This is a genomic window from Halocynthiibacter sp., from assembly GCF_049608145.1.
GTDB lineage: Bacteria > Pseudomonadota > Alphaproteobacteria > Rhodobacterales > Rhodobacteraceae > Halocynthiibacter.
Map to the genome: position 1 here is coordinate 22,415 of NZ_JBMYXF010000023.1, position 21,736 is coordinate 44,150.

Annotated in this window: 23 protein-coding genes; 11 read left to right on the top strand and 12 right to left on the bottom strand. The window is 55.0% G+C overall.

The window, feature by feature from the left end:
- Positions 1 to 6 precede the first annotated feature (6 nt).
- From ACPGUT_RS08860 to ACPGUT_RS08875, 4 genes are read right to left on the bottom strand one after another with little or no spacing between them, the layout of a single operon-like run.
- Positions 7 to 489 carry a DUF2269 family protein gene (locus ACPGUT_RS08860; RefSeq protein ID WP_423990484.1) on the bottom strand — a complete coding sequence of 161 codons (483 nt, stop codon included), beginning with the start codon at positions 487 to 489 and terminating at the stop codon, positions 7 to 9.
- Positions 489 to 1,757 (bottom strand): SDR family oxidoreductase, encoded by a 1,269-nt coding sequence (locus ACPGUT_RS08865; protein WP_423990486.1) that lies wholly within the window; start codon positions 1,755 to 1,757, stop codon positions 489 to 491. The genes ACPGUT_RS08860 and ACPGUT_RS08865 overlap by 1 nt, the downstream gene beginning before the upstream one ends.
- Positions 1,754 to 2,632, bottom strand: coding sequence for an S-methyl-5'-thioadenosine phosphorylase (locus ACPGUT_RS08870; protein ID WP_423990488.1), 879 nt, complete (start codon positions 2,630 to 2,632; stop codon positions 1,754 to 1,756). Before ACPGUT_RS08870 ends, ACPGUT_RS08865 begins: the two co-directional genes overlap by 4 nt.
- 35 nt (positions 2,633 to 2,667) lie before the next feature.
- Positions 2,668 to 3,273 (bottom strand): flavin reductase family protein, encoded by a 606-nt coding sequence (locus ACPGUT_RS08875; protein ID WP_423990490.1) that lies wholly within the window; start codon positions 3,271 to 3,273, stop codon positions 2,668 to 2,670.
- A gap of 97 nt (positions 3,274 to 3,370) precedes the next feature.
- On the opposite strand from ACPGUT_RS08875, the gene ACPGUT_RS08880 reads away from it, so the two are divergent.
- Entirely contained in the window at positions 3,371 to 3,859 is a 489-nt protein-coding gene (locus ACPGUT_RS08880; protein ID WP_423990491.1) for a GNAT family N-acetyltransferase, read from the top strand.
- 517 nt (positions 3,860 to 4,376) lie between these two features.
- On the opposite strand, the gene ptsP is transcribed toward ACPGUT_RS08880, so the two are convergent.
- Positions 4,377 to 6,617, bottom strand: coding sequence for a phosphoenolpyruvate--protein phosphotransferase (gene ptsP, locus ACPGUT_RS08885; RefSeq protein WP_423990493.1), 2,241 nt, complete (start codon positions 6,615 to 6,617; stop codon positions 4,377 to 4,379).
- Positions 6,618 to 6,808: 191 nt separating this feature from the next.
- Here ptsP and ACPGUT_RS08890 point away from each other — a divergent pair, with 191 nt between their 5' ends.
- On the top strand, positions 6,809 to 7,030 hold the full coding sequence (locus tag ACPGUT_RS08890; RefSeq protein WP_423990495.1) for a hypothetical protein: 222 nt from the start codon (positions 6,809 to 6,811) through the stop codon (positions 7,028 to 7,030).
- 6 nt (positions 7,031 to 7,036) lie between these two features.
- Here the strand turns inward: ACPGUT_RS08890 and ACPGUT_RS08895 are convergent, their stop codons facing one another.
- The 3 genes from ACPGUT_RS08895 to ACPGUT_RS08905 form a co-directional block, all read right to left on the bottom strand.
- The gene (locus ACPGUT_RS08895) at positions 7,037 to 7,360 is read right to left on the bottom strand and encodes a DOPA 4,5-dioxygenase family protein (protein ID WP_423990496.1); all 324 of its coding nucleotides are present in this window, start codon (positions 7,358 to 7,360) and stop codon (positions 7,037 to 7,039) included.
- Between the two features lie 63 nt (positions 7,361 to 7,423).
- Positions 7,424 to 8,659, bottom strand: a complete 1,236-nt coding sequence (locus tag ACPGUT_RS08900) for an aspartate kinase (protein ID WP_423990525.1) — start codon at positions 8,657 to 8,659, stop codon at positions 7,424 to 7,426.
- A gap of 160 nt (positions 8,660 to 8,819) precedes the next feature.
- Positions 8,820 to 9,242 carry a MarR family winged helix-turn-helix transcriptional regulator gene (locus tag ACPGUT_RS08905; RefSeq protein ID WP_423990498.1) on the bottom strand — a complete coding sequence of 141 codons (423 nt, stop codon included), beginning with the start codon at positions 9,240 to 9,242 and terminating at the stop codon, positions 8,820 to 8,822.
- 89 nt (positions 9,243 to 9,331) lie between these two features.
- On the opposite strand from ACPGUT_RS08905, the gene ACPGUT_RS08910 reads away from it, so the two are divergent.
- Positions 9,332 to 9,928, top strand: a complete 597-nt coding sequence (locus tag ACPGUT_RS08910) for a YceI family protein (RefSeq protein WP_423990500.1) — start codon at positions 9,332 to 9,334, stop codon at positions 9,926 to 9,928.
- Between the two features lie 43 nt (positions 9,929 to 9,971).
- Here the strand turns inward: ACPGUT_RS08910 and ACPGUT_RS08915 are convergent, their stop codons facing one another.
- The 3 genes from ACPGUT_RS08915 to ACPGUT_RS08925 all read right to left on the bottom strand — a co-directional run bounded on the left by ACPGUT_RS08915 (position 9,972) and on the right by ACPGUT_RS08925 (position 11,699).
- Positions 9,972 to 10,622: an SDR family NAD(P)-dependent oxidoreductase gene (locus tag ACPGUT_RS08915; RefSeq protein WP_423990502.1), complete on the bottom strand. Its 651-nt coding sequence runs from the start codon at positions 10,620 to 10,622 to the stop codon at positions 9,972 to 9,974.
- 26 nt (positions 10,623 to 10,648) lie between these two features.
- On the bottom strand, positions 10,649 to 11,140 hold the full coding sequence (locus tag ACPGUT_RS08920) for a DUF1178 family protein (protein WP_423990503.1): 492 nt from the start codon (positions 11,138 to 11,140) through the stop codon (positions 10,649 to 10,651).
- Positions 11,141 to 11,225: 85 nt separating this feature from the next.
- Positions 11,226 to 11,699: an NUDIX hydrolase gene (locus ACPGUT_RS08925; protein WP_423990505.1), complete on the bottom strand. Its 474-nt coding sequence runs from the start codon at positions 11,697 to 11,699 to the stop codon at positions 11,226 to 11,228.
- A gap of 361 nt (positions 11,700 to 12,060) precedes the next feature.
- Here ACPGUT_RS08925 and nrdR point away from each other — a divergent pair, with 361 nt between their 5' ends.
- The gene (nrdR, locus tag ACPGUT_RS08930) at positions 12,061 to 12,528 is read left to right on the top strand and encodes a transcriptional regulator NrdR (protein ID WP_423990507.1); all 468 of its coding nucleotides are present in this window, start codon (positions 12,061 to 12,063) and stop codon (positions 12,526 to 12,528) included.
- A gap of 21 nt (positions 12,529 to 12,549) precedes the next feature.
- Positions 12,550 to 13,653, top strand: coding sequence for a bifunctional diaminohydroxyphosphoribosylaminopyrimidine deaminase/5-amino-6-(5-phosphoribosylamino)uracil reductase RibD (gene ribD, locus ACPGUT_RS08935; protein WP_423990509.1), 1,104 nt, complete (start codon positions 12,550 to 12,552; stop codon positions 13,651 to 13,653).
- 7 nt (positions 13,654 to 13,660) lie between these two features.
- Here ribD and ACPGUT_RS08940 read toward each other — a convergent pair whose 3' ends face one another.
- Positions 13,661 to 15,940: an NADP-dependent malic enzyme gene (locus tag ACPGUT_RS08940; RefSeq protein ID WP_423990511.1), complete on the bottom strand. Its 2,280-nt coding sequence runs from the start codon at positions 15,938 to 15,940 to the stop codon at positions 13,661 to 13,663.
- Between the two features lie 183 nt (positions 15,941 to 16,123).
- Here ACPGUT_RS08940 and ACPGUT_RS08945 point away from each other — a divergent pair, with 183 nt between their 5' ends.
- The 6 genes from ACPGUT_RS08945 to upp all read left to right on the top strand — a co-directional run.
- Positions 16,124 to 17,215 (top strand): cupin domain-containing protein, encoded by a 1,092-nt coding sequence (locus ACPGUT_RS08945; protein ID WP_423990513.1) that lies wholly within the window; start codon positions 16,124 to 16,126, stop codon positions 17,213 to 17,215.
- A gap of 66 nt (positions 17,216 to 17,281) precedes the next feature.
- Positions 17,282 to 17,680: a cytidine deaminase gene (locus ACPGUT_RS08950; RefSeq protein ID WP_423990515.1), complete on the top strand. Its 399-nt coding sequence runs from the start codon at positions 17,282 to 17,284 to the stop codon at positions 17,678 to 17,680.
- Between the two features lie 3 nt (positions 17,681 to 17,683).
- Positions 17,684 to 18,976 (top strand): thymidine phosphorylase, encoded by a 1,293-nt coding sequence (locus ACPGUT_RS08955; protein ID WP_423990517.1) that lies wholly within the window; start codon positions 17,684 to 17,686, stop codon positions 18,974 to 18,976.
- Positions 18,973 to 20,199 (top strand): phosphopentomutase, encoded by a 1,227-nt coding sequence (locus ACPGUT_RS08960; protein WP_423990519.1) that lies wholly within the window; start codon positions 18,973 to 18,975, stop codon positions 20,197 to 20,199. The genes ACPGUT_RS08955 and ACPGUT_RS08960 overlap by 4 nt, the downstream gene beginning before the upstream one ends.
- Before the next feature lie 6 nt (positions 20,200 to 20,205).
- The gene (locus ACPGUT_RS08965; protein ID WP_423990521.1) at positions 20,206 to 21,183 is read left to right on the top strand and encodes an adenosine deaminase; all 978 of its coding nucleotides are present in this window, start codon (positions 20,206 to 20,208) and stop codon (positions 21,181 to 21,183) included.
- 14 nt (positions 21,184 to 21,197) lie between these two features.
- The coding region (gene upp, locus ACPGUT_RS08970; protein ID WP_423990523.1) for a uracil phosphoribosyltransferase at positions 21,198 to 21,736 on the top strand (539 nt) is incomplete at its 3' end.

The following is a 21,736-nucleotide window of genomic DNA, read 5'->3' on the forward strand; positions in this document are numbered from 1 at the left end:
ATTTCCCTAATAAATAACCGGCTTTGTGATCATCAACCAGAATATCCCTGTCAACCCAATGAAGGCAGGCCAGCCGAGGGCGAACCATATACGATATAAACGGAAGGCCTCATCTGGCAAAGGGTCGGAGGTTGTCAGCGCGTCCTTGGCCAAGTCACGGATGCGGATTTGCAGGTGAACCACCGGGAGCCAACAGATCAGCGCAATTCCATACAGAACATAGGTTGCGATCAACCAGCTTTCGGTCAGGGGCCAGCCCTGAAGCCATATCAGCCAAAGACCAGTTGCTGGCTGAATGATCCCTGCCGGGGTTGTGAAAACCCAATCTGCGATAACAACGCCCGAGGCCACTGAATGTACGGTTTCAACCCGGCCCTTTCGGGCCAAATGCATGGCCCAGACCATCTGAAATGCGGTACCGATGCCCGTGCCGAATAAAACGGTGGAACACAGAATATGCGCCCATTTCACAATGAAAAACCAATCCATCAGCGTTCTTCCTCTAGGATCAGAAAAATCACCAACAATAGCAGGATTGGCAGGTTCTTCAAAAGCCCCCCGACAGGCAATACCCATAGCGCAGGGGCAAGCAAACTTAGCCCGATGGTATAGCCGCCAACCAGTGATATCTGCACAATTCCCATCAGTTTCAGCCGCCAGCCACGCAATAGCGCCCAGGCAATCCCGAGATCCGCGATCCCGCCAAGGCGTGCGGTTGTGATCAAAGCCCAATCCGGGAAAAATGTGCCGTCCAGCATGGGTAGGAACGTTTCGGGTGGCAGAAACAATCCAATCAGCCCTGACAGGACCCACATGAAAATCAAAGCAATGCGCAGCAATGGGCGTAACAGATACAGGCGGGCCTGCCACAGATCCTGGGTTCCCGCAGGCCGCGCGTTTACGAAATCTGTAAATCCACGCGGCTTGTTATCCAGCTGCGTAGCCAAGGTGACATTGTCAGCCAATACACCGGTTTCAAGCTGTGACAGGGCGGTGCTGGAAATTGGTCCCAAACGCATAAAGTCCCCGATCTTTCCAACCAACGCAGCAAGTCTTGCAGGCAGAGTAAAGTTGCGACAGGGGGCTAGGCCCAACCACCCGCGATAGCCCGAAATCATCTGCGCTTGGGTTACGGTTTCGGGCCCGCCAATGTCATGCGGGCCTGTCGCAAAATCAGATGGGTCTTCCATGATTTCCCGCACCACATGTGCAAGGTCGGCTGCATGCACCGGGTTCATCACCTGGTTACCACCGCCAGGCAAAGGTGTCAGGGGCAGGCTGGCCAGCGCACGTAACAAAGATGATCCGCCATAAGACGTGTCCCCCAGCACAAGGCCCGGGCGCAGGCAGATCGCGTTATGCGTTCGGGCAAGGATCTCTCCCTGGCGTCGCCAGCGTGCAAATCCGGTGTCCGGTGTATCGATTCCAACCGCAGAGATTAACAGTTTTCGTGCATCTGGCATGGCGCGGTACACAGCTTCGGGTGCTTTGATATGCACTGCTTCAAACACCGCCTCTGTTGCATTCAACAAACCCGCAGCATTGATCACTGCGCCACATATATGTTCGCCCCAAAAGGATGGATCGTGTGTTTCAGCCCTGGACAAATCCGCCTGAAGGGTCTCAAACCCCATATGTTTTAGGGCTCTGATCCGTCGCGCGCAGGCCAAAACCTGCCAGCCGGCGGCGCGAAATTCAAAGGCGATGTGACGGCCGATAAAGCCGTCAGCACCTAGGATCAGAACCCGTTTTCTCACCCGATTACACGGCCAGCAACGGCATCCAGTTTTGCCATCAGTGCCGGATCGCGTTTGTCAGGTGCCGTCAAAATTGCGAATTCAAGCGCGCGGTCACACCCATGTTCACAAGGCGCGCGATCTGACCCCAAAAGATCGGGCAAGCGCGCAATCATGTCTCGCCCCTTATTCGCATTCCCCATGAGTGTCTTAATGATTTCAGTGACATCCACTTCGCCGTGTTCGGGGTGCCAGCTGTCATAATCGGTGATCATCGCAACAGAAGCGTAACAAAGTTCGGCCTCGCGGGCCAGTTTTGCTTCGGGCATATTGGTCATACCGATCACATCACAACCCCAGCTTTCGCGATACATTTTGCTTTCCGCGAGGGTGGAAAATTGCGGACCTTCCATCGCCAGATAGGTGCCACCGTTGTGCATGGTGATGCCTGCGGCCTGGCCTGTTTCATAACAGGCGGCGCTGAGACGTGGACAGGTCGGGTGGGCGACAGACACATGGGCAACACAGCCCGTGCCGAAAAATGATTTTTCCCGGGCAAACGTGCGATCGATGAACTGGTCCACCACCACAAAATCGCCTGGCGCCATTTCTTCGCGGAAGGAACCACAGGCCGATACTGAAATCACATCGGTGACGCCCAGGCGTTTCAATGCGTCAATATTGGCGCGATACGGCACTGAGGAAGGTGAATGTACATGACCACGCCCGTGGCGTGGCAGAAAGGCCATCTTTACACCATTCAGCGTACCCGTCAGGATTTCATCTGATGGTGTGCCCCAGGGGCTGTCCACCGCCTGCCAAGTGGCATTTTCAAGACCATCAATTTCATAGAGACCAGAGCCCCCGATCACGCCAATCATGGTTTCTGTGTTCATCGGGGGCTCCTGCAATTTGTTATCTTTGTCGGGATTTAATCATCGGGACGCGCAAGGGTAAAGACCTCATCGATCTTTGCGTAATCACGATATCCCATCCGGGCCAAAGGCTGATATTTTGTCGCGTCGAACATGCCATCAACCATGCAGTCATCACGCATATGCACGCCAATAACTTCGCCGAAAACCACGGTGTTGGCTTGGCCGGGCAATTGCATCATTTTCGTCAATCGGCATTCAAGCGCGGCCGGGGCATTGGCCACCCGGGGGCAATTGATGTCATTGCATTCGGCTTTGATCAGGCCTGCGTGCAGAAATTCGTCGTCTCCGGCGGGCAGGGCAGCTGAACTTGCGTTCATCGCATCGCGCATTTCAAACCCGACCACATTCACGCAGAACACCCCGGTTTCCTGAATGAGACTGGCGCTGTCTTTCATGCCATCGCGGTCCTCTTTGGCTGACGTCGTGGCGAACATCACCTGGGGCGGTTCATAAGCAACTCCGTTGAAAAAGGAATAGGGCGCAAGATTATCACGCCCCTGCACGTCCCGGGTTGAGATCCAGCCAATGGGGCGGGGGGTGATCAGGGCGTTAAACGGGTTATGGGGCAGGCCGTGACCATCTGCGGGGCGATAAAACATCTGCTTTCCTTCGCGGGATTTGCGGTTTACTCAGAGTTAGTTGCGCATGGGGAAAAGATCCAGATGCGTGGGGTGGAAAACTGTGTGAGGGGCGCAGATGATCGAGCTGCGGCAGGAAACGACGGAAGACTGGTGGGAAGTCGAAGCCCTCTATGATCTTTGTTTTGCACCGGGGCGCGAAGCCCTGTCCTCCTATCGTCTGCGCGATAATATTCCCCCTGTTGCTCAGCTTTCTATCATTGCACGCGACGAAGAAAACATTCTGGCGGGCGCTATCCGGTACTGGCCTGTGGATGTGTCCGGGCACCAGGTTTTACTGCTTGGTCCTGTTGCCGTGCATCCGACCCATCAAGGCGAAGGGTTGGGCGGATCTTTGATGCGCCACAGCCTTGAAGTTGCCCGGGAAATCGGCTGGGAACGGGTCATGCTTGTGGGGGATGAACCATATTATCGCCGTTTTGGATTCACCCGTTTGCGGGATGTCATTATGCCGCCGCCAACCAACCCCGAACGCGTGCTTGGTCTGGAACTTACCTTGGAAAGCTGGCGTGGGGTTTCGGGGAATGTGTCTAAGGCGGACGTTTAATCTCAGTGTCTTTTACCTGCGATGGGCGAGGACAGCAGAACCGAAATATCGCGAGTAAAAGCAGAGACAGACTTCCGGAGGCGATGTAAATTAGTACATAGAACCCCGTGCCGATCCCAAAACAAAACCCAATAGCACCTGCGATCAGTCCAATAACTGCTGAGGACAAAAGCGGATGCATTGTTTCTCCGGATTGGGCCGTCGGGGATCGATTTCTGGATCAGATTACGTCATGGATGCCTTAGAGATGGGGCGCCATATCGCTGCATAGATCCCGCATCTATATACCGTGCCATCCCCAGAACAAGCAGCACAAGGCATCCTCCAGCGCAATACCCAATTGCAGATAGCCACAGTGGATTTCCGCCCTTCAACAGGCAAAATGCAGCACAAACCGCCACAACAATACTAAGACCTAAATCAAAAATATGCATCTGTTCCTCCGCCGTGAACATATGTCGAAAGCATAGTCCGGTAAGCGTAAAGATTGTCTGAATGTTCTTGATATGTTTCCAAGTCAGTTTTTGCGTAGATATTCCATTACTGCCGGCCTGACAGACTGCACTGCGTCATTGCGTGCTTCGTCAATCACGGCGCGTAGCTCCGTCAGGTTTGTGCGTCGCAAACGGTGTTTGACCGGGCCAATGGAAGCCGGGCGCATGGACAGGGCCCGCAGTCCCATCGCAGCAAAACATAAGGCTTCTACCGGGCGGCCCGCATCTTCCCCACAAAACGACAAAGGCGTGTTGCCAACCCGGCAGCGTTCCACAATGGTTTCCAGAAAGTTAAGGAAACTCACGCTTAATGTGTCATAACGCTTGCGCACCCGTTCATTTTCACGGTCAGCCGCGAAAAAGAACTGTTTCAAGTCATTGCCACCGATGGAGATAAAATCAGTCATTTCAAAGAACTGATCTGGTGCAAACGCGAGAGACGGGGTCTCTAGCATCGTGCCGATTTCCAGGTTGCCGGGCAAAGCATGGCCCAGAACACGTTCACGTTCCACTTCGCGCAGGATCAGATCACGGGCCTGCTTGAACTCTTCAAACTGGGCCACCATCGGGAACATCACCGACAGATCGCGGCCATTCGCAGCACGCAAAAGGGCCTGAATTTGCATACGCATGACGCCGGGTTTATCAAGGCCAACCCGGATTGCGCGCCAGCCAAGTGCAGGGTTTGGTTCATCCAGCGGATTCATATAGGGCAGAACTTTATCTGACCCGATATCAAGCGTACGGAAAATCACAGGTTTATCGCCTGCCGCATCCAGAACCCGGGTATAGGTCGCGGCAAGTTCCGCACGTTTGGGCATTTTGTTACGGATCAGAAATTGCAGTTCCGTGCGAAACAGGCCAACACCTTCGGCACCGGATGTGGGCAGACTGGGCAGATCGGCCATCAGACCTGCGTTCATGGTTAGCTTCACGACTTCACCCGACAGGGTTTCAGCAGGTTTTTCGCGAATAGATGTGTAGCGTTCCTGGGCCTCGGCCTGCATCAAGATTTTATCGCGAAAGGCCGTCACTACACTGTCATCTGGACGCAGATGCACCGTGCCATGCTCCCCATCCACAAGGATCTGATCGCCGTTCAGGGCTTCATTGGTGATGCGCTTTGTATGGATAACCAGCGGGATCGCCAGGGCGCGTGCAACAATCGTTGCATGAGATCCGACAGAGCCTTCCTCAAGCACAATCCCTTTCAGCCCACGCCCGTAATCCAGCAGTTCTGCAGGGCCGATATTGCGTGCAATCAGAATGGGGTTTTCGGGCATTTCTGCGCCGGTGTTTGTGCCCTGGCCGGTCAGAATTCGCAAAAGCCGGTTCGACAGATCGTCAAGGTCATGCAGGCGGTCACGCAGATAGGCATCCGCGGCCTGCGACATGCGGGCGCGCGCGGTGGATTGTTCTTTTTCAACCGCGGCCTCTGCAGACAGGCCCCGTTTGATGTCTTCTGACATCCGACGCATCCAGCCCTTAGAATTCGCAAACATGCGATAGGCTTCCAGAACCTGAACCTGATCTTTGTCACCACCAATGGCGTTGTCCAGCATCTCGTCCACAGAAACGCGCAGTTGTTCTACGGCTTCTTCCAGACGGGCCTGTTCGGCTTCGGGGTCATCTGCGATCGGGTTGGTGACAACGACGCGGGCCTCATGCAGCCAGACATTGCCTTCCGCAACACCCTCCTGCGCCACAGATCCACGCAACATCACGGCTTGGCTGTGCAGGGGGGACAGGGCCGCCCCTTCACCAACAAAAGCGCCCAGTTCAGTCATTTCCGCCAGAACCATCGCGACGACTTCCAGCGCATAGACTTCATCATCCGTATACACGCGGGCGTCTTTGGATTGTACTACCAGTACGCCCAGACGTTCGCCAAGCCGTTGCAAAGGCACACCCAAGAAGGAAGAAAAAACTTCTTCCCCGGTTTCAGGCATAAAGCGAAAGCCTTTTTCCGATGGGGCATCGGGGGTGTTTACCACGCGTGAATACTTCGCCACGCGCCCAACCAGACCTTCACCGATTTTCATGCGTGTCTGATGGACTGCATCGGCGTTCAAACCAAAGGTCGCGCAAAGTTCAAGCGTATCATCATCACGGAACAGATAGATGGAACATACATCGGCTTCCATAGAATCCGCGACAAGCCCGGTGATCTGATCCAGACGTGCCTGGCCAGCGCTGTCCTCAGCCATAATTTCGCGCAACCGCCCAAGAAGCTTGCGGCTTTCACTTTCCGTGCTGTGTGCCATGATCTGTCCTGTCCGCCCTTTTGCCGGAGTTTACGCAAAAAACAAAAGAGGAACCAGTGAAATGCGTCCAGTCGGTGAAATGTGGTAAAAATTTAGCCGATCATCTGTGCAAATTCGGACCAAAGGAGAGGTCCTTGCCTGATATCAATTGCGGCTTATAGTTGGGGCGGGGGGATGAAAGGATGTATAAAATGCGAAAAACTGGATTGATGTTGGTCGGATGCGGGTTGATTTTTGCCCTGACAGCATGTGAACGCACGCCGGAACGGGATCGCGCGATCAATGAATTCCTCTGGGGCAAAGGCTATGACCAAAGCTGTAGCGATATGTATAACCAGACGATCCGCGAAGGCGCCTCTGAAGCGCGGGCGCAGCAGGCCTATGAAGGGTGTCGGGCAAGCGGCCGCAGCTGAGTGATCTTACTGGAAGATCGACAGGTTCAGACCCAGCCCCGTGCCCAACCAAATTCCACGGTCGCGGTGATCTTCCAGATGTTGCCCCGTTTCCGGATGGGCAAACACAATCAAACCTTGGCGGTTTAGGGCCAGCCAAGGCAGAAGCTGTGCAAATTGTTCAGGCGTTGTGCCCAGCTGGCAGGATGGCATCGGGTGGGGGCCAACAGGGCGATCATGCATCCGGCCCATGGTTACACCAAAGGTTTGGGCGGCGGATTTGCAGATCTGTTCAGCCAGATCTTTTGTATCCGCGTCAAAATAAACATGGGCATGAAAGCCAGTGATCATCATCCTATCCCCCAAAAGAAAACCGGCCCGCAAATGCGAGCCGGTTTATAGCGTTATAACAGATCAGGATTTTTCCAGTCCAAAGCTGTCATGCAGCGCCTGAACGGCCAGTTCCATATATTTGCGATCCACCAGAACTGAGATCTTGATCTCAGATGTGGTGATCACTTTGATGTTAATGCCTTCGTTCTGCAGGGCTGCAAACATTTGCGCCGCAACACCGGCGTGGGACCGCATGCCAATGCCCACGATGGAAATTTTGGCAACATCAGTGTCAGCCACCAAGTCATGGTAGTTGATCTCACCGGTTTCTTTAGAAGCCAGCATCGCAGCTTCGGCACGGGCCACCTGATCGGTCGGGCAGGAGAATGTCATATCTGTGCGACCATCTTCAGAAATGTTCTGTACGATCATGTCGACGTTCACGCCAGCTTCAGACAGCGGGCCAAAGATCGCGGCCGCAATGCCAGGGCGGTCAGCGACAGACACCAAGGTGACTTTTGCTTCATCGCGGGAATAGGCCACACCGGCCACTACATTAGATTCCATGATATCCTCCTCGGCGCAGACAAGCGTACCGAAATTTTCGTCATTGTCTTCAAAACTGGACAGCACCCGCAGACGCACACCAAAACGCATCGCCAGTTCAACAGAACGGGTTTGCAGAACTTTCGCACCAAGGGATGCCAGTTCCAGCATTTCCTCAAACGCGATTTTATCAAGCTTGCGGGCCTTGTCAGAAATGCGTGGATCGGTGGTGTAAACCCCGTCAACGTCTGTGTAGATATCACAACGTTCCGCTTCAAACGCCGCAGCAAAGGCCACAGCCGTTGTATCAGATCCACCGCGCCCAAGGGTGGTGATCCGGCCTTCGGGTGAAATGCCCTGAAAGCCCGCAACAACTGCAACCCGCATGCCTTCGCCAAATTTGGCGTTCATATTGTCGGTTGGGATTTCCTCGATCCGGGCATTGGCATGGGCAGACGTGGTTTTCAGTGGCACCTGCCAGCCCTGCCAGCTGCGTGCGGGAATATCCATTTCCTGCAGCGTCAGCGCCATCAGGCCTGCGGTGACATTTTCACCAGAGCTGACCACAGCGTCATATTCGCGCGCATCATACAGCGGCGAGGTTTCATTCACCCAGCCCACAAGTTCATTGGTTTTGCCCGACATCGCCGAGACAATCACAATGACATCGTAGCCTTTGGCGACTTCCACGCCAATCCGTTTGGCCGCACGTTTAATGCGATCAAGCGAACCAACCGAGGTGCCCCCGAATTTCATCACCAGAACCGGCATGGTTTTTCCTTCACCCTGTGCCTTTAAATCCAGGATTTCATAGGGGTTTGTGACAGTGGCCGCAAGAGCCCTGCCCATCACATGACGTGTTTGCCTTAAAATTGGGCATTACCGGGGTTTTTCCGGTTTTCGGATCGCGTCCTCGAACGAAAACGCGGCGTTAGGGTCGGCTGAGATAAAGTAGCGCTTTCAGATCATTGCCTTGTTCGGCGACATGTTCCATCTCTGCTGCAATGGCCTGTTGATATACAGGCCACATTTTGGCGCGCAGTTTCTTACCCGTATCGGTGATTTTTAGAACCAGGCCACGTCCATCTGCGCTGTCTTTGCTTCGTTCAATCAGCCCGTCTTTCTCCAATCTTGTCGTCAGCCGGGAAAAGCTGGATTGTTCAAACAACATTGCATCCTGCATCTGATAGGGGCGCAATCCATCCGGGGCGCATTCCAAGGCCCAGAGCACATCATACCAATCCAGCCGGGGCAGATTGGCTTCTTGCAATGCCTGTTCAATATTACGGTGCGCCCGGACATGCAGCTTGTTCAGTGCAATCCATGCCGTTTCAAGGGATTTAAATTCAGTCATCTCACGGTCTTGTTATCAAGCCTGGCTGGTTTCGGGAACCCTGATCTGCAATATAGATGCAAATGCATCTATATATAGAGGATATCCTGATGAAGAACCTAATGACCACGGCAGCGGCCCTGATTTTTGCAGCATCTGGCGTATTGGCAGACACCTATGAGATTGATCCGACACACACTGAAGTGCGGTTCTACTGGGACCACGCTGGTCTGACCGAGCAGCACGGAGAATGGCTAAACATTTCTGGTAGTATTGATTTTGACGCAGAAGATGTTGCGGCTACTCAGGTGAATATCACTATCGATCCGGCCAGCATTCACACCGGTGTTGTGGCCCTGGATGACGAATTGAAAGGCGAAGCGTTCTTTAATGCAGAAGCCTACCCTGAAATCCGTTTTGTATCATCGTCCGCCGTGCAGACCGGTGCCGAGACCCTGCGCCTGACCGGTGAGCTGACTGTAAAAGACAATACACACCCTGCGGTTCTGGATGTGAACATGAAATTCATGGGCACCCATCCATTGGGCGGTTACTTTGACTATTATCAGGGAGAGTGGATCGGTGTCGAAGCCACTTCATCGCTGTTGCGCAGTGACTATGGCGTCGGCCAATATGCCCCCCTGACCAGCGACATCGTGCGACTTGAAATCTCTGCAGAAATGCGCGCAGGCGGCTGGCCTGAGTAAGCTTAACGATCAGGGCAGGTGTCTGACATCTGCCCCGAGTTTCTTACAAAGAGTGCGGCGATCCATCAAAGGCCAGAAACTCTCCGCTGCGTTCCATGTTTAACGCATCGAAATGACGGATCAGCTGGCTGGCTGATGCTTCGGGTGTCACGTGACCAGCATCTCCCCCCATATCGGTTTGAACCCATCCCGGATGATAGACGCCGACAGCAATGCCTTCATCACGCAGATCATGGGCCAGGTTGAAGGCAAGATTGATCACCGCAGCCTTAGAGGCGCGGTAGATATAGCTGCCGCCCTGGGCCTTGTCGCGGGTGCCCATCTGCGAACCAATAATTGCAATTCTTGCGTTTCTGGTGCGTCGCAGGGCGGGCAGGCTGGCTTCGATGGTTTTGTAAACGCCGGTCACATTGGCCGCAAAAACCTGCGCCCACATATCCGCGGGCAGATCGTCCCCAATATAACGTCCCTTATCCGGGTAGACACCGGCATTGCAAATCAGCAGATCAAGTGCCCGGGGTTCAAGAGACCGTTCCAGTTCGCGGGCAGAGGCTTCTGAAGTTACGTCGAAACTTAGAAGATCGGGCGTGCTGTCACCCCGCGTTGTTCCGATCACCGTTTTGTCACTGGCCTGATACTGGCGCATCATTTCCGCGCCAATGCCCCGGTTGGCACCTGTGATCAGAATAGTCATTATATCTCTCCCGCTTTTGCGGCAGGTTAGTTGGTTTTGCGCGTGGGGGTAAAGGGCAAAGGCAGAACTGGCACGCCGTCTTCGATCAGGGACTTGGCTTCTTCCGGTTTGGCTTCGCCCCAGATCGGGCGCGCATCAATATCACCGTCATGCATGGCCCGGGCTTCGTCTGCAAAGCTCATGCCGACATATTCTGAATTCGTCTCGACTTCAGATTTCATGCGCGCAATCGCCGCCTCTGTTTCGCTTTGAGGCGTAGACAAAGGCGTTGCGGTTTTTACCGGGGCCGGGGCAGGGGGCTGCGTTGCTGTTGGTGTTGGCGCAGGTTCTGCCGGGGCAGTTGCCTTTTTACGCGCAGTTGTCACGCGCGGTGCCATCAGAGATTTTGCAACCTTTACACTTCCGCAATCCGGGCAGGCATTCATCCCTGCGCCCTGAAGTTTGTCAAAGGCGTCAGCTGATTGAAACCAGCTGTCAAAGCTGTGATCATTTTCACATTTCAGCGTATAGCGGATCATGCATCCATCCTGTTCCTAAGCATTAAATAGGATCCCGCGCCGTTAAACACAATGCTGCACTGACAATCAGTGGCGCAAATCCCGTTTATGTCAGGGTCTTTGGATCAAAATTTCGGATGATTTGTGCCAGTTCCGGTTCATCCACAAGGGTTGCGGCTTTCTTCGGGGAAAACCACTGACGCTTGCGTTCGTCTGCTTCTGGGTAATCCTTTAGGATCTGCTTTACCTTCATTGGAAAGATCGCAACGATACAGGGGATCAGCGCATCAGAACTGCCGGATGCTTCGCGCATGGTGGAATAAAGCCCCAGCACGGTTTCATAGATTTTGCCTTTAACACCAGCTTCTTCAAAGGCTTCGGTCGCGGATGCTTCGGCGGGGGTCTTTTCATCCATGGGCCAACCTTTGGGGATCACCCAGCGTCCGACACCACGTGAAGAGATCAGCAAAACCTGCACGCGCCCCTGATGAAGCCGGTAACAAAGCGCACCAAATTGCGTCCGTACAGAACGTTTGCCGCCATCCGCCAGCTTAATTGGTTGTTGCTTCGTCGGTATCATCGTTACCTGGTCTTGCCTGCTCGCAACTCAGTATTGTGACAATTCGTTTCAATTGCCTTACTTTATTACGTCTTTCCTGTTCGCATTGCCCGCTAAGGGCAAATCTCCGCATAAAGCGCCGTACAAAAATATACAACCACAATATATTGTGATGACATATATGTTAAGGGCCCTGCTTATTGGAGAATAATCATCTGCAACAGGGTTTTACAGGGAGGATTTATGCGATTTTTCCCCATTTTCATGAAAACTCTGGCTTGATCCCTGCCCAGGTGATGGTGTGGTGAAATCAGGGCTACCCAAAACCCAGGGGGCTGCCTATAGTGAATTTATTCTTGGGGACAATGGCAAGGGGAAAGCAATGCGCTGCCCATTTTGTGGAAATGTAGATACGCAGGTCAAAGATTCACGCCCTGCTGAAGACCATGTCGCGATCCGGCGGCGGCGGTTCTGCCCGTCCTGTGGCGGGCGCTTTACCACCTATGAACGCGTGCAATTGCGTGATCTTGTGGTCATTAAAAGCAACGGAAAGCGTGAAGATTTTGACCGCGACAAGCTGGAACGCTCTATCCGGATTTCTATGCAGAAACGCCCAATTGAACCAGAACGCATCGATCAGATGATTTCTGGCATCGTGCGCCGTCTGGAAAGCATGGGGGATACAGATATCGCATCACGTCAGATTGGTGAGATCACGATGGAGGCCCTGGCCCGTATCGACACCGTCGCTTATGTGCGTTTCGCCAGTGTTTACAAGAATTTCCAGGCTGCCGACGATTTCGATAAATTCGTCAGTGAACTGCGTCCACCGGAAACCGGTGACGACTGATTTCTTCAGAAAGGGCAGCTGATGTCATCTGATGATCTGCGCCATATGACCCATGCGTTGGGCCTTGCCCGGCGTGGGCTTGGTCGCGTCTGGCCGAACCCATCTGTGGGCTGTGTGATCGTAAAGGATGGCCTTGTTGTCGGACGCGGTCGTACCGCCCCAGGTGGCCGCCCCCATGGTGAACCACAGGCGCTGGCCATGGCAGGTGAAGCCGCGCGGGGCGCAACAGTTTACGTCACGCTTGAACCCTGCGCCCATACCGGAAAAACCCCCCCCTGTGCGCAGGCCTTGATTGATGCGGGTGTTGCCCGTGTGGTGTCTGCGCTGGCGGATGATGATCCACGCGTTGCAGGCGGCGGTCATCAGATGTTGCGGGACGCGGGGGTTTCTGTTGAAACCGGCTTATGCGCGCGCGCGGCCCGAACCATCAACGAAGGTTTTTTTCACCGCGTAAACTTGGGGCGTCCCATGCTGACGTTGAAGCTGGCCTCAAGCTTTGATGGACGTATCGCGACCGCCAGCGGTGAAAGCCAATGGATCACAGGCCCGGCCGCACGCCGCAATGTGCATATGGAACGTGCCTGTCATGACGGTGTTCTTGTTGGGGCCGGGACCGCGCGCGCCGATGATCCGTCGCTGAACGTACGTGGCCTTGGCATAAAACATCAGCCCGTGCGCATCATTGCCACGCGCATGCTTGATATTCCTCTGACAGGCAAGCTGGCGCAGACTGCGCGGGACATTCCGGTTTGGCTGATCCATGGGCCATCTGCATTGCCAGAACGTCGTGCCGCCTGGGAAGGATGTGGCGCGAAACTGATCGAAGTTCCCGAAGAAAACGGCACAGTTTCCCCAGCCGCGATGTTGCAGGCGCTGGGGGCTGAAGGCATGACACGTATCTATTGCGAAGGGGGGGGCAGTCTGGCTGCGGCCCTATTGCGCGCTGATCTTGCCGATCATATTTCTGGCTATACGGCGGGTGTGATGCTGGGGGCCGAAGGGCTGGCATCCCTTGCGCCAATGGGGCTTGAAACCCTTGCCGAGGCCCCGCGTTTCACCCTGAAAGATATACGTCGTCTGGGGCCGGATGTGCTGCACCGTTGGCAGCGCAGCACATCAGAGTAATCCTGGTTTAGCCGTAATGTGACACAGGCGTGCCCGCGATGGCGGACATGTTCAGAAGGCCCCGTGCGGTGATGGACGGCGTCACAATATGCGCGCGGTTGCCCATACCCATCAGGATCGGTCCGACCTCCAGACCATTGCCTTTCATCTTGAGGATGTTGCGCACACCAGATGCCGCGTCAGTGTTTGCAAATACCAACACATTCGCCGCCCCTTTCAGGCGGGAACAGGGCAGGCTGCGGGCGCGTAGTTCTTCATCCAGAGCTGCATCAATATGCATCTCGCCTTCATAGATGAAATCACGTGGTTCACTGTCGAGGATCTCCATCGCGGCGCGGGTGCGCCGGCCCGTGTCACAGTTCAGATTGCCAAACTGTGAATAGGAACACAGAGCAATCTGCGGTGTCACACCAAAGCGCGCCACATGACGTGCGGCAGAAATTGCGGTTTCCGCAATCTGTTCGGGCGTGGGTTCCGGGTGCACATGGGTGTCAGCAATAAACAAGGGCCCGTCTTCCAGGATCATCAGGCTAAGCGCGCCGACTGGCTGCAATTCCTGCGTGCCCAGAATTTGGGTGACGTAGTTCATATGCCACTGGAACTGACCGAAGGTGCCGCAGATCAGGCTGTCTGCCTCTTCGCGCTGCACCATGATCGCGCCAATTGCAGTGGTGTTCGTGCGCATGATCGCTTTTGCCAGATCCGGGGTCACGCCCTGGCGCGACATCAGGCCGTGATAGGTGTTCCAGTAATCGCGATAACGCGGATCATTTTCCGGGTTCACCAGATCAAAATCATGCCCAGGTCGGATCGACAGGCCCGCACGATCAAGGCGGCGTTCAATCACATCCGGACGCCCGATCAATATGGGTTTATCGGTGGTTTCTTCCAGCATCGCGTTGGCCGCGCGCAGCACCCGTTCATCTTCGCCCTCTGAAAATACGATCCGACGTTCTGCGGTCGAAGCCGCCGCAAACACCGGCCGCATGATCATTGCGGATTTGAAGACGGATGCATCCAGATTGTCTTTGTATTTTTCAAGGCTTTCTACAGGCCGTTTCGCAACACCGGTTTCCATCGCTGCGCGGGCAACTGCGGTGGCCACGACCCCCATCAGACGCGGATCAAAGGGTTTCGGGATCAGGTAATCTGCCCCAAACGTCAGCTGTTCCCCTTTGTAAGCGGCGGCGGCTTCTGCCGATGTTGTGGCACGGGCAAGTTCCGCGATGCCTTCGACACAGGCCACTTTCATGGCCTCATTGATTTCACTTGCCCCGACATCCAATGCACCGCGAAAGATGAAAGGGAAACATAGTACATTGTTGACCTGATTGGGAAAATCAGAACGGCCTGTGGCAATAATTGCATCCGGCGCGACGGAACGCACCTCATCGGGCATGATCTCAGGTGTTGGGTTGGCCAATGCAAAAACGATGGGTTTCGCCGCCATTTTCGCAACATGTTCGGGCTTCAGCACGCCAGGACCAGACAGGCCCAGGAATAAATCAGCCCCGCCAATCACATCATCCAGATTTGCCGAAGATGTCCCCTGGGCAAAGGCCGCCTTTTGTGGGGTCATTTCGCTTTCGCGGCCCTCATAGACCAGCCCGTCAATATCACAAAGCCAGACGTTTTCACGCTTCACGCCAAGCGAAAGCAACATATTCAGACAGGCAATACCTGCGGCCCCACCACCTGTGGATACAACTTTGATTTCGCTGAATTTCTTGCCAACCACATGCAGTGCGTTATAGGCGGCGGCACCGACAACAATTGCGGTGCCGTGCTGATCATCATGGAACACGGGGATGTTCATGCGCTGCCTGCAAAGTTCTTCTACAATAAAGCAATCTGGGGCTTTGATATCTTCCAGATTGATCGCGCCAAACGTTGGTTCCAGTGCACAGACAATATCCGCAACGCGTTCCGGATCGGCTTCGTCCAGTTCAATGTCAAAACAATCGATATTGGCGAATTTCTTAAACAGAACCGCCTTGCCTTCCATCACTGGTTTTGATGCAAGGCCACCAATATTGCCCAACCCGAGAACCGCGGTGCCATTTGACACCACTGCCACCAGGTTTCCGCGCGCTGTATAGCGTTCCGCCGTGGATGGATCCGCCTTAATTTCAAGGCAGGCCTCTGCCACGCCAGGGGAATAGGCGCGGGCAAGGTCGCGACCGTTTGCCATGGGTTTGGTTGCGCGAATTTCCAGTTTACCAGGGCGTGGAAACTCATGATAATCCAGCGCGCGCTGGCGCCGTTTCTTGTCCTGACCGTCTGCCATCTGTCTGTCTCCCTGGGGTGGTGGTGTAGTATCGTTTAACGCTAAACCAATTTATTTTGTCGCATATTGCATGCCTGACGTCGGTAATTCAACTGTCTTGCATTATCAATTTGAATCCCCCATGGTCCCGTTAATGCTTTAAGTTTGAAATAATGAGGGCCGCACAGTGCGGATGAATGAACAATGAGCGATCAGGACATACGCGCAGAAATTCGTATTCCAACGGAGAACCTGCCAAAAGACATTCCGTTTTTCACCAAGACCCTGAAAATGCGCATGGATATGATTTATCCGGCAGATAATCCGCAGATCGCTGTGTTTTCAGGCCATGGTATTCGCTTGCGTGTTGAAAAAGGCGCGGCAGAAGCCCCTGCAACCCTGCGTATTCTGACCGACAATCCCGATGGTTTTGCCGACGGGGCCCGTGTTCTGACGGCGCCCAATGGCACAAAGGTTGAAATAGACGCGTTAAACCCACCGGTTGTGACGCCTGAAACCGAACATGCCTTTGTTGTGCGCCGCTTAAAAGATCAGGCCCCTTGGGTGATTGGCCGTGCGGGCATGCATTACCGCGATCTGATCCCGACCCGTCTGGGTGGGTCCATCATTGCCAGCCATATTCGTATTCCCGATGGTGGCCCTGTGCCGGACATGGTGCATTATCATAAGGTCGGTTTTCAGCTGATCTTCTGTCTCGCGGGTTGGGTGGATGTTGTCTATGAAGACCAGGGCGATAAAATCCGTCTGCATGCCGGCGATTGCTTTATTCAGCCGCCGGAAATCCGTCACCGCGTGCTGTATGCCAGCGAAGCGATTGAAGTGCTGGAAATTGGTGTGCCCGCTGAACATGTCACCGAAATTGATCACGATATGGAACTGCCGACCCCGCATTTCCGCCCGGATCGCGAATGGCAGGGACAGCGTTTTGTGCATAATGTTGGCAAAGACAGCCCCTTCAAACCCTTCCGCATTCCCGGTTTTGATGCCCGCGATACGACGATTTGCGAAAACACCAAAGAGGTCGCAGGCGTGCAGGTGATCCGTCCGGCAAGCGGCGATGCCCCGTGGACAAAACACAATGCTGACATCCATTTCACCTTTGTGAAAACGGGATCCATGGTGTTGGAAGGCGAAGGAAAAGATCCATATACGCTTGAGGCCGGCGATGCCTTTGTCATCCCGCCAGGCATGGATACGCGGTATGCCCAGGCCTCTGATGATCTGGAACTGATCGAGGTCTCTCTGCCCGGGGCCTTCACCACCGAAACCCGCTAAGGCACTTGCATCTGCGGGGCGCGGGTATAGTCTGGGGCATCTGATTTTCTTCAAAGGATGTCCCGGATGTCGTCTGATCTTCTGACCGCTGCTAAAACCGCTCGTGAAAATGCCCATGCGCCCTATTCCAAGTTTCTAGTGGGGGCCGCGTTGCGTACGCCAGATGGTCAGGTCTTTCAGGGCTGTAATGTTGAAAACGTCGCCTACCCCGAAGGCACCTGCGCCGAAGCAGGGGCGATTGCCGCCATGTGTGTAGCGGGGGCGCGTAAAATTTCTGAAATCACTGTGGTTGCCGACAGCCCGGCACCGGTGCCCCCCTGCGGCGGCTGCCGTCAGAAGATCGCAGAATTTGCAGGCGATGATGTGGTTGTAACCATGGCGACCATGGCGGGGAAAACCCTTCAGATGACCGTAGCAGATCTTTTGCCGGGGCGCTTTAGTGAAGATCATATGGAGAATACATAACCCATGGATGCCCGCAGCATTATCCTGCGCCTGCGCGAAAAAGAAACGCTCAGCGCTGATGAAATCCGCTGGTTTGCCAAAGGCCTTGCCGATGGTACGGTCACGGATGCCCAAGCGGGTGCATTTGCCATGGCCACCTGCCTGAACGGTCTGGGCGATGCGGGCCGTGTGGCTCTGACACAGGCGATGCGTGACAGCGGTGATGTGATGACATGGGATCTGCCCGGGCCTGTGGTCGACAAACATTCCACCGGCGGCGTCGGAGATTGCGTATCTCTGATCCTGGCCCCCGCCCTTGCGGCCTGCGGGGCCTATGTGCCGATGATTTCCGGGCGTGGGCTTGGCCATACAGGCGGCACACTTGATAAACTCGAAGCGATCCCGGGTGTGAACACCGAAGTCTCCGAAGCAAAATTTCGCCAAATGGTTGGCGCGCTGGGATGTGCTATTGTGTCGGCCACCGGCGATATGGCCCCGGCAGACAAGCGGCTTTATGCGATACGTGATGTGACCTCGACGGTGGAAAGCATTGATTTGATCACCGCATCCATCCTGTCGAAAAAACTGGCGGCGGGGCTGGAAACCCTGGTGTTGGATGTGAAATGCGGATCAGGTGCGTTTATGGGCAGCACGGATGAGGCGAAAGCCCTGGCGCAGGCGCTTGTGTCTACGGCAAATGGTGCCGACTGTGCGACGCTTGCCCTGGTCACGGATATGAATTCCCCTCTTGCACCAGCGGCGGGAAATGCGCTGGAAGTGCGCGAATGCCTGCGGGTGCTGGAAGGGCGCCGTCAGGGCGTGCTTTTGCAACTGACAGCCGCGCTTGGCGGGGCCTTGTTGCGGGAGGCGGGGCTGGCCACGGATGAAGCCAAAGGTCGCAGCATGATCCGCGCAGCCATCGCATCGGGCCAAGCCCGAGAAATCTTTGCGCAGATGATCAAAGCCCTGGGCGGCCCAGATGACGTAACCGAGGCCTGCCTGCCCGAAGCCCCTGTTGTACTGGAGGTCTGTGCATCGAATGCCGGTGTTATCACGCGAATGGATGCGCGCGCTCTGGGCGAAGCGGTGGTGCATCTTGGGGGCGGGCGTCTTTATGGTGGGCAGAAGCTGGATATGGCCGTGGGTCTGTCGGATCTTGGACGTGTCGGGGATGCCGTTGAAAAAGACGCCCCACTTGCCATGGTGCATGCGGCGGATGAAACGGCAGCGGCCACGGCGGCCAAAGTAGTTCGTGGCGCGATTTCTATTGGCGAAGCAGCGGATGCCACTCCTCTGATTTTGGAGACAATCGAATGACCCGGAAACGCGCGTTCTTGATTGTAATGGATTCTGTCGGTTGTGGTGGCGCAGCTGATGCAGGTCAGTTTTTCAATGGTGATCTACCGGATACAGGTGCCAATACGCTTGCCCATATTGCGCAGGCTTGCATGAATGGTCATGCGGAAGATGGGCGCAGCGGGCCTTTGAATATGCCCAATCTCGCGGCATCCGGCATCGGGGCTGCGGTGCGCCTCGCTTCAGGGGCGGATGCCCCTGCGCTCGGCGCACCCTCTGGCACGCCAGAGGCGCTCTGGGGGGCGGCCAGTGAGCTGTCGCAAGGCAAGGATACGCCTTCAGGGCATTGGGAAATCGCTGGGGTGCCCGTGCCTTGGGATTGGCATTACTTCCCGGATCAGGATGTCAGTTTCGGCGAAGACCTGATGGCCGAGGTTGCGCGTCTTTGCGGGGCAGAGGGGACGCTGTGTAACCGGCACGGATCCGGCACTGCGGTGATTGATCAATTTGCAGCGGAACATATCAAAACCGGCTGGCCCATCTGTTACACCTCTGCTGATAGCGTCTTTCAGATCGCGGCGCATGAGGCGCATTTCGGTCTTGAACGCCTGCAGAAACTTTGTGCGGACATCGCGCCAACCCTGCATAAAATGAAAGTTGGCCGTGTCATCGCACGCCCTTTCACCGGGGATGCAGAAAACGGATACAGCCGCACAACAAATCGCCATGATTACGCCATTGCCCCACCGTCCGACACATTGTGCGATGTGGCGCAAAAGGCTGGGCGACATGTTTATGCCATTGGTAAAATTGGTGATATTTTCTCGATGCGCGGGATTGATGAGAACAGAAAAGGCACAGACCGTACCCTGATGGGGCATCTTCTGGATGTGATGGGCGAGGCAGTCGAGGGCAGCTTTACTTTTGCCAATTTCGTTGAGTTTGACAGTCTGTTTGGTCATCGTCGCGATGTGTCTGGCTATGCGAATGCCTTGGAATGGTTTGACAGCTGTCTGCCCGATATCAAAGCCCTTATGCGGGAAGGCGACCTTGTGATATTCACCGCAGATCACGGCAATGATCCCACCTGGAGCGGCACAGATCACACCCGCGAACGTGTGCCGGTGATTGCCCTGGGCAAGGGCGCCGGCGAAATTGGCCTTGTGGGGTTCAGCGATATTGCGGCCTCTGTCGCCGATCATCTGCAATTGCCGGCGTTTGGACCGGGTACAAGTTTTTTGTGAGGACCTATGGAATTTCAAGACACAGCAAAAATTGAACTTCACCTGCATCTGGAAGGCGCAATGCCGCCGGAATTTGCCCGCCGTCTGGCGGATGAGAAAAACATCAGTCTGGATGGTGTTTTCGATGAAAACGGTGGCTATGCCTATCGCGATTTCTGGCACTTTCTTGAAGTGTACGAAGCCGCAACCCAGGTGCTGACGGGCCCGGAAGAATTTGCGCGCCTAACAAAGGCCGTGTTGGAACAATCGGCGGAACATGGTGTGATCTACACGGAAGCGTTCATCAGCCCGGATTTTTGCGGGGGTGGTGATCTGGCCGCCTGGAAAGAATATCTCGCAGCTATGCAGCAGGCCGCTGCCGAGGCCGAACGCGATCACGGCATCAAAATGCGTGGCATTGTCACCCCGATCCGTCATTTTGGCCCTGAAAAGGCCAAGGCGGCTGCGATTTGTGCGGCGGAAACCGCTGGCGACTTTATCACCGGGCTTGGCATTGGTGGCGATGAAAAGGCTGGTAAATTGGCTGATTTCGCATGGAGCTTTGAATGCGCCCGCGAAGCAGGTTTGCAACTGACAGCCCACGCCGGGGAATGGGGTGGGCCGGACAGTCTGCGCGATGCACTGACCCTGAATGTCGAACGTATTGGTCACGGTGTGCGGGCCATTGAAGACGCGGAACTGGTGAAAGAGCTTGTAGCGCGGCAGGTAACACTGGAAGTTTGCCCTGGCTCAAACGTCTTTCTTGGCGTTTACCCAAGACTACAGGACCATCCGATTGCGCGTTTGATGGATGCGGGGGTGAATTGCACTGTGTCCACGGATGATCCGCCTTTTTTCCACACCACCATGACGAAAGAATATCAGGATCTCGCCCGGGTTTTCCGCTTTGACGAAGAGGTGTTTTCTGCATTAAACAGGGCGGCAGCACAGGCGGCATTCTGTGATGAAGACACGCGCGCCGCCCTTTTGAAACAGTTTACCTGATCCGGGAGCCCCCCATGAGCGAGCATCTGACAATCGTTGACCACCCCCTGGTGCAACACAAGCTGACCCTGATGCGTCAGGAAAACACTGCAACTGCGGGCTTTCGTCAGCTTCTGCGTGAGATTTCCCAGCTTCTGGCTTATGAAGTCACCCGTGAACTGGAGATGACAACAAAGACCATCAGAACCCCGATGCAGGAAATGGACGCCCCGGTTTTGGCTGGTAAAAAGCTGGCACTGATTTCCATTCTGCGTGCGGGCAATGGCCTGTTGGATGGTGTTCTGGAATTGATCCCATCTGCACGTGTTGGTTTTGTGGGTCTTTACCGCGACGAAGAAACTCTGCAGCCGGTGGAATATTACTTCAAAGTGCCCGAAGCCATGGAGGACCGTCTGGTCATCGCCGTTGATCCGATGCTGGCCACCGGGAACTCTTCCGTGGCGGCGATTGATATGCTGAAAAAATCCGGTGCGAAGAACATCCGCTTCCTCTGCCTTCTCGCCTCACCCGAAGGGGTCGCGCGCATGAAAGAAGCCCACCCAGATGTGCCGAT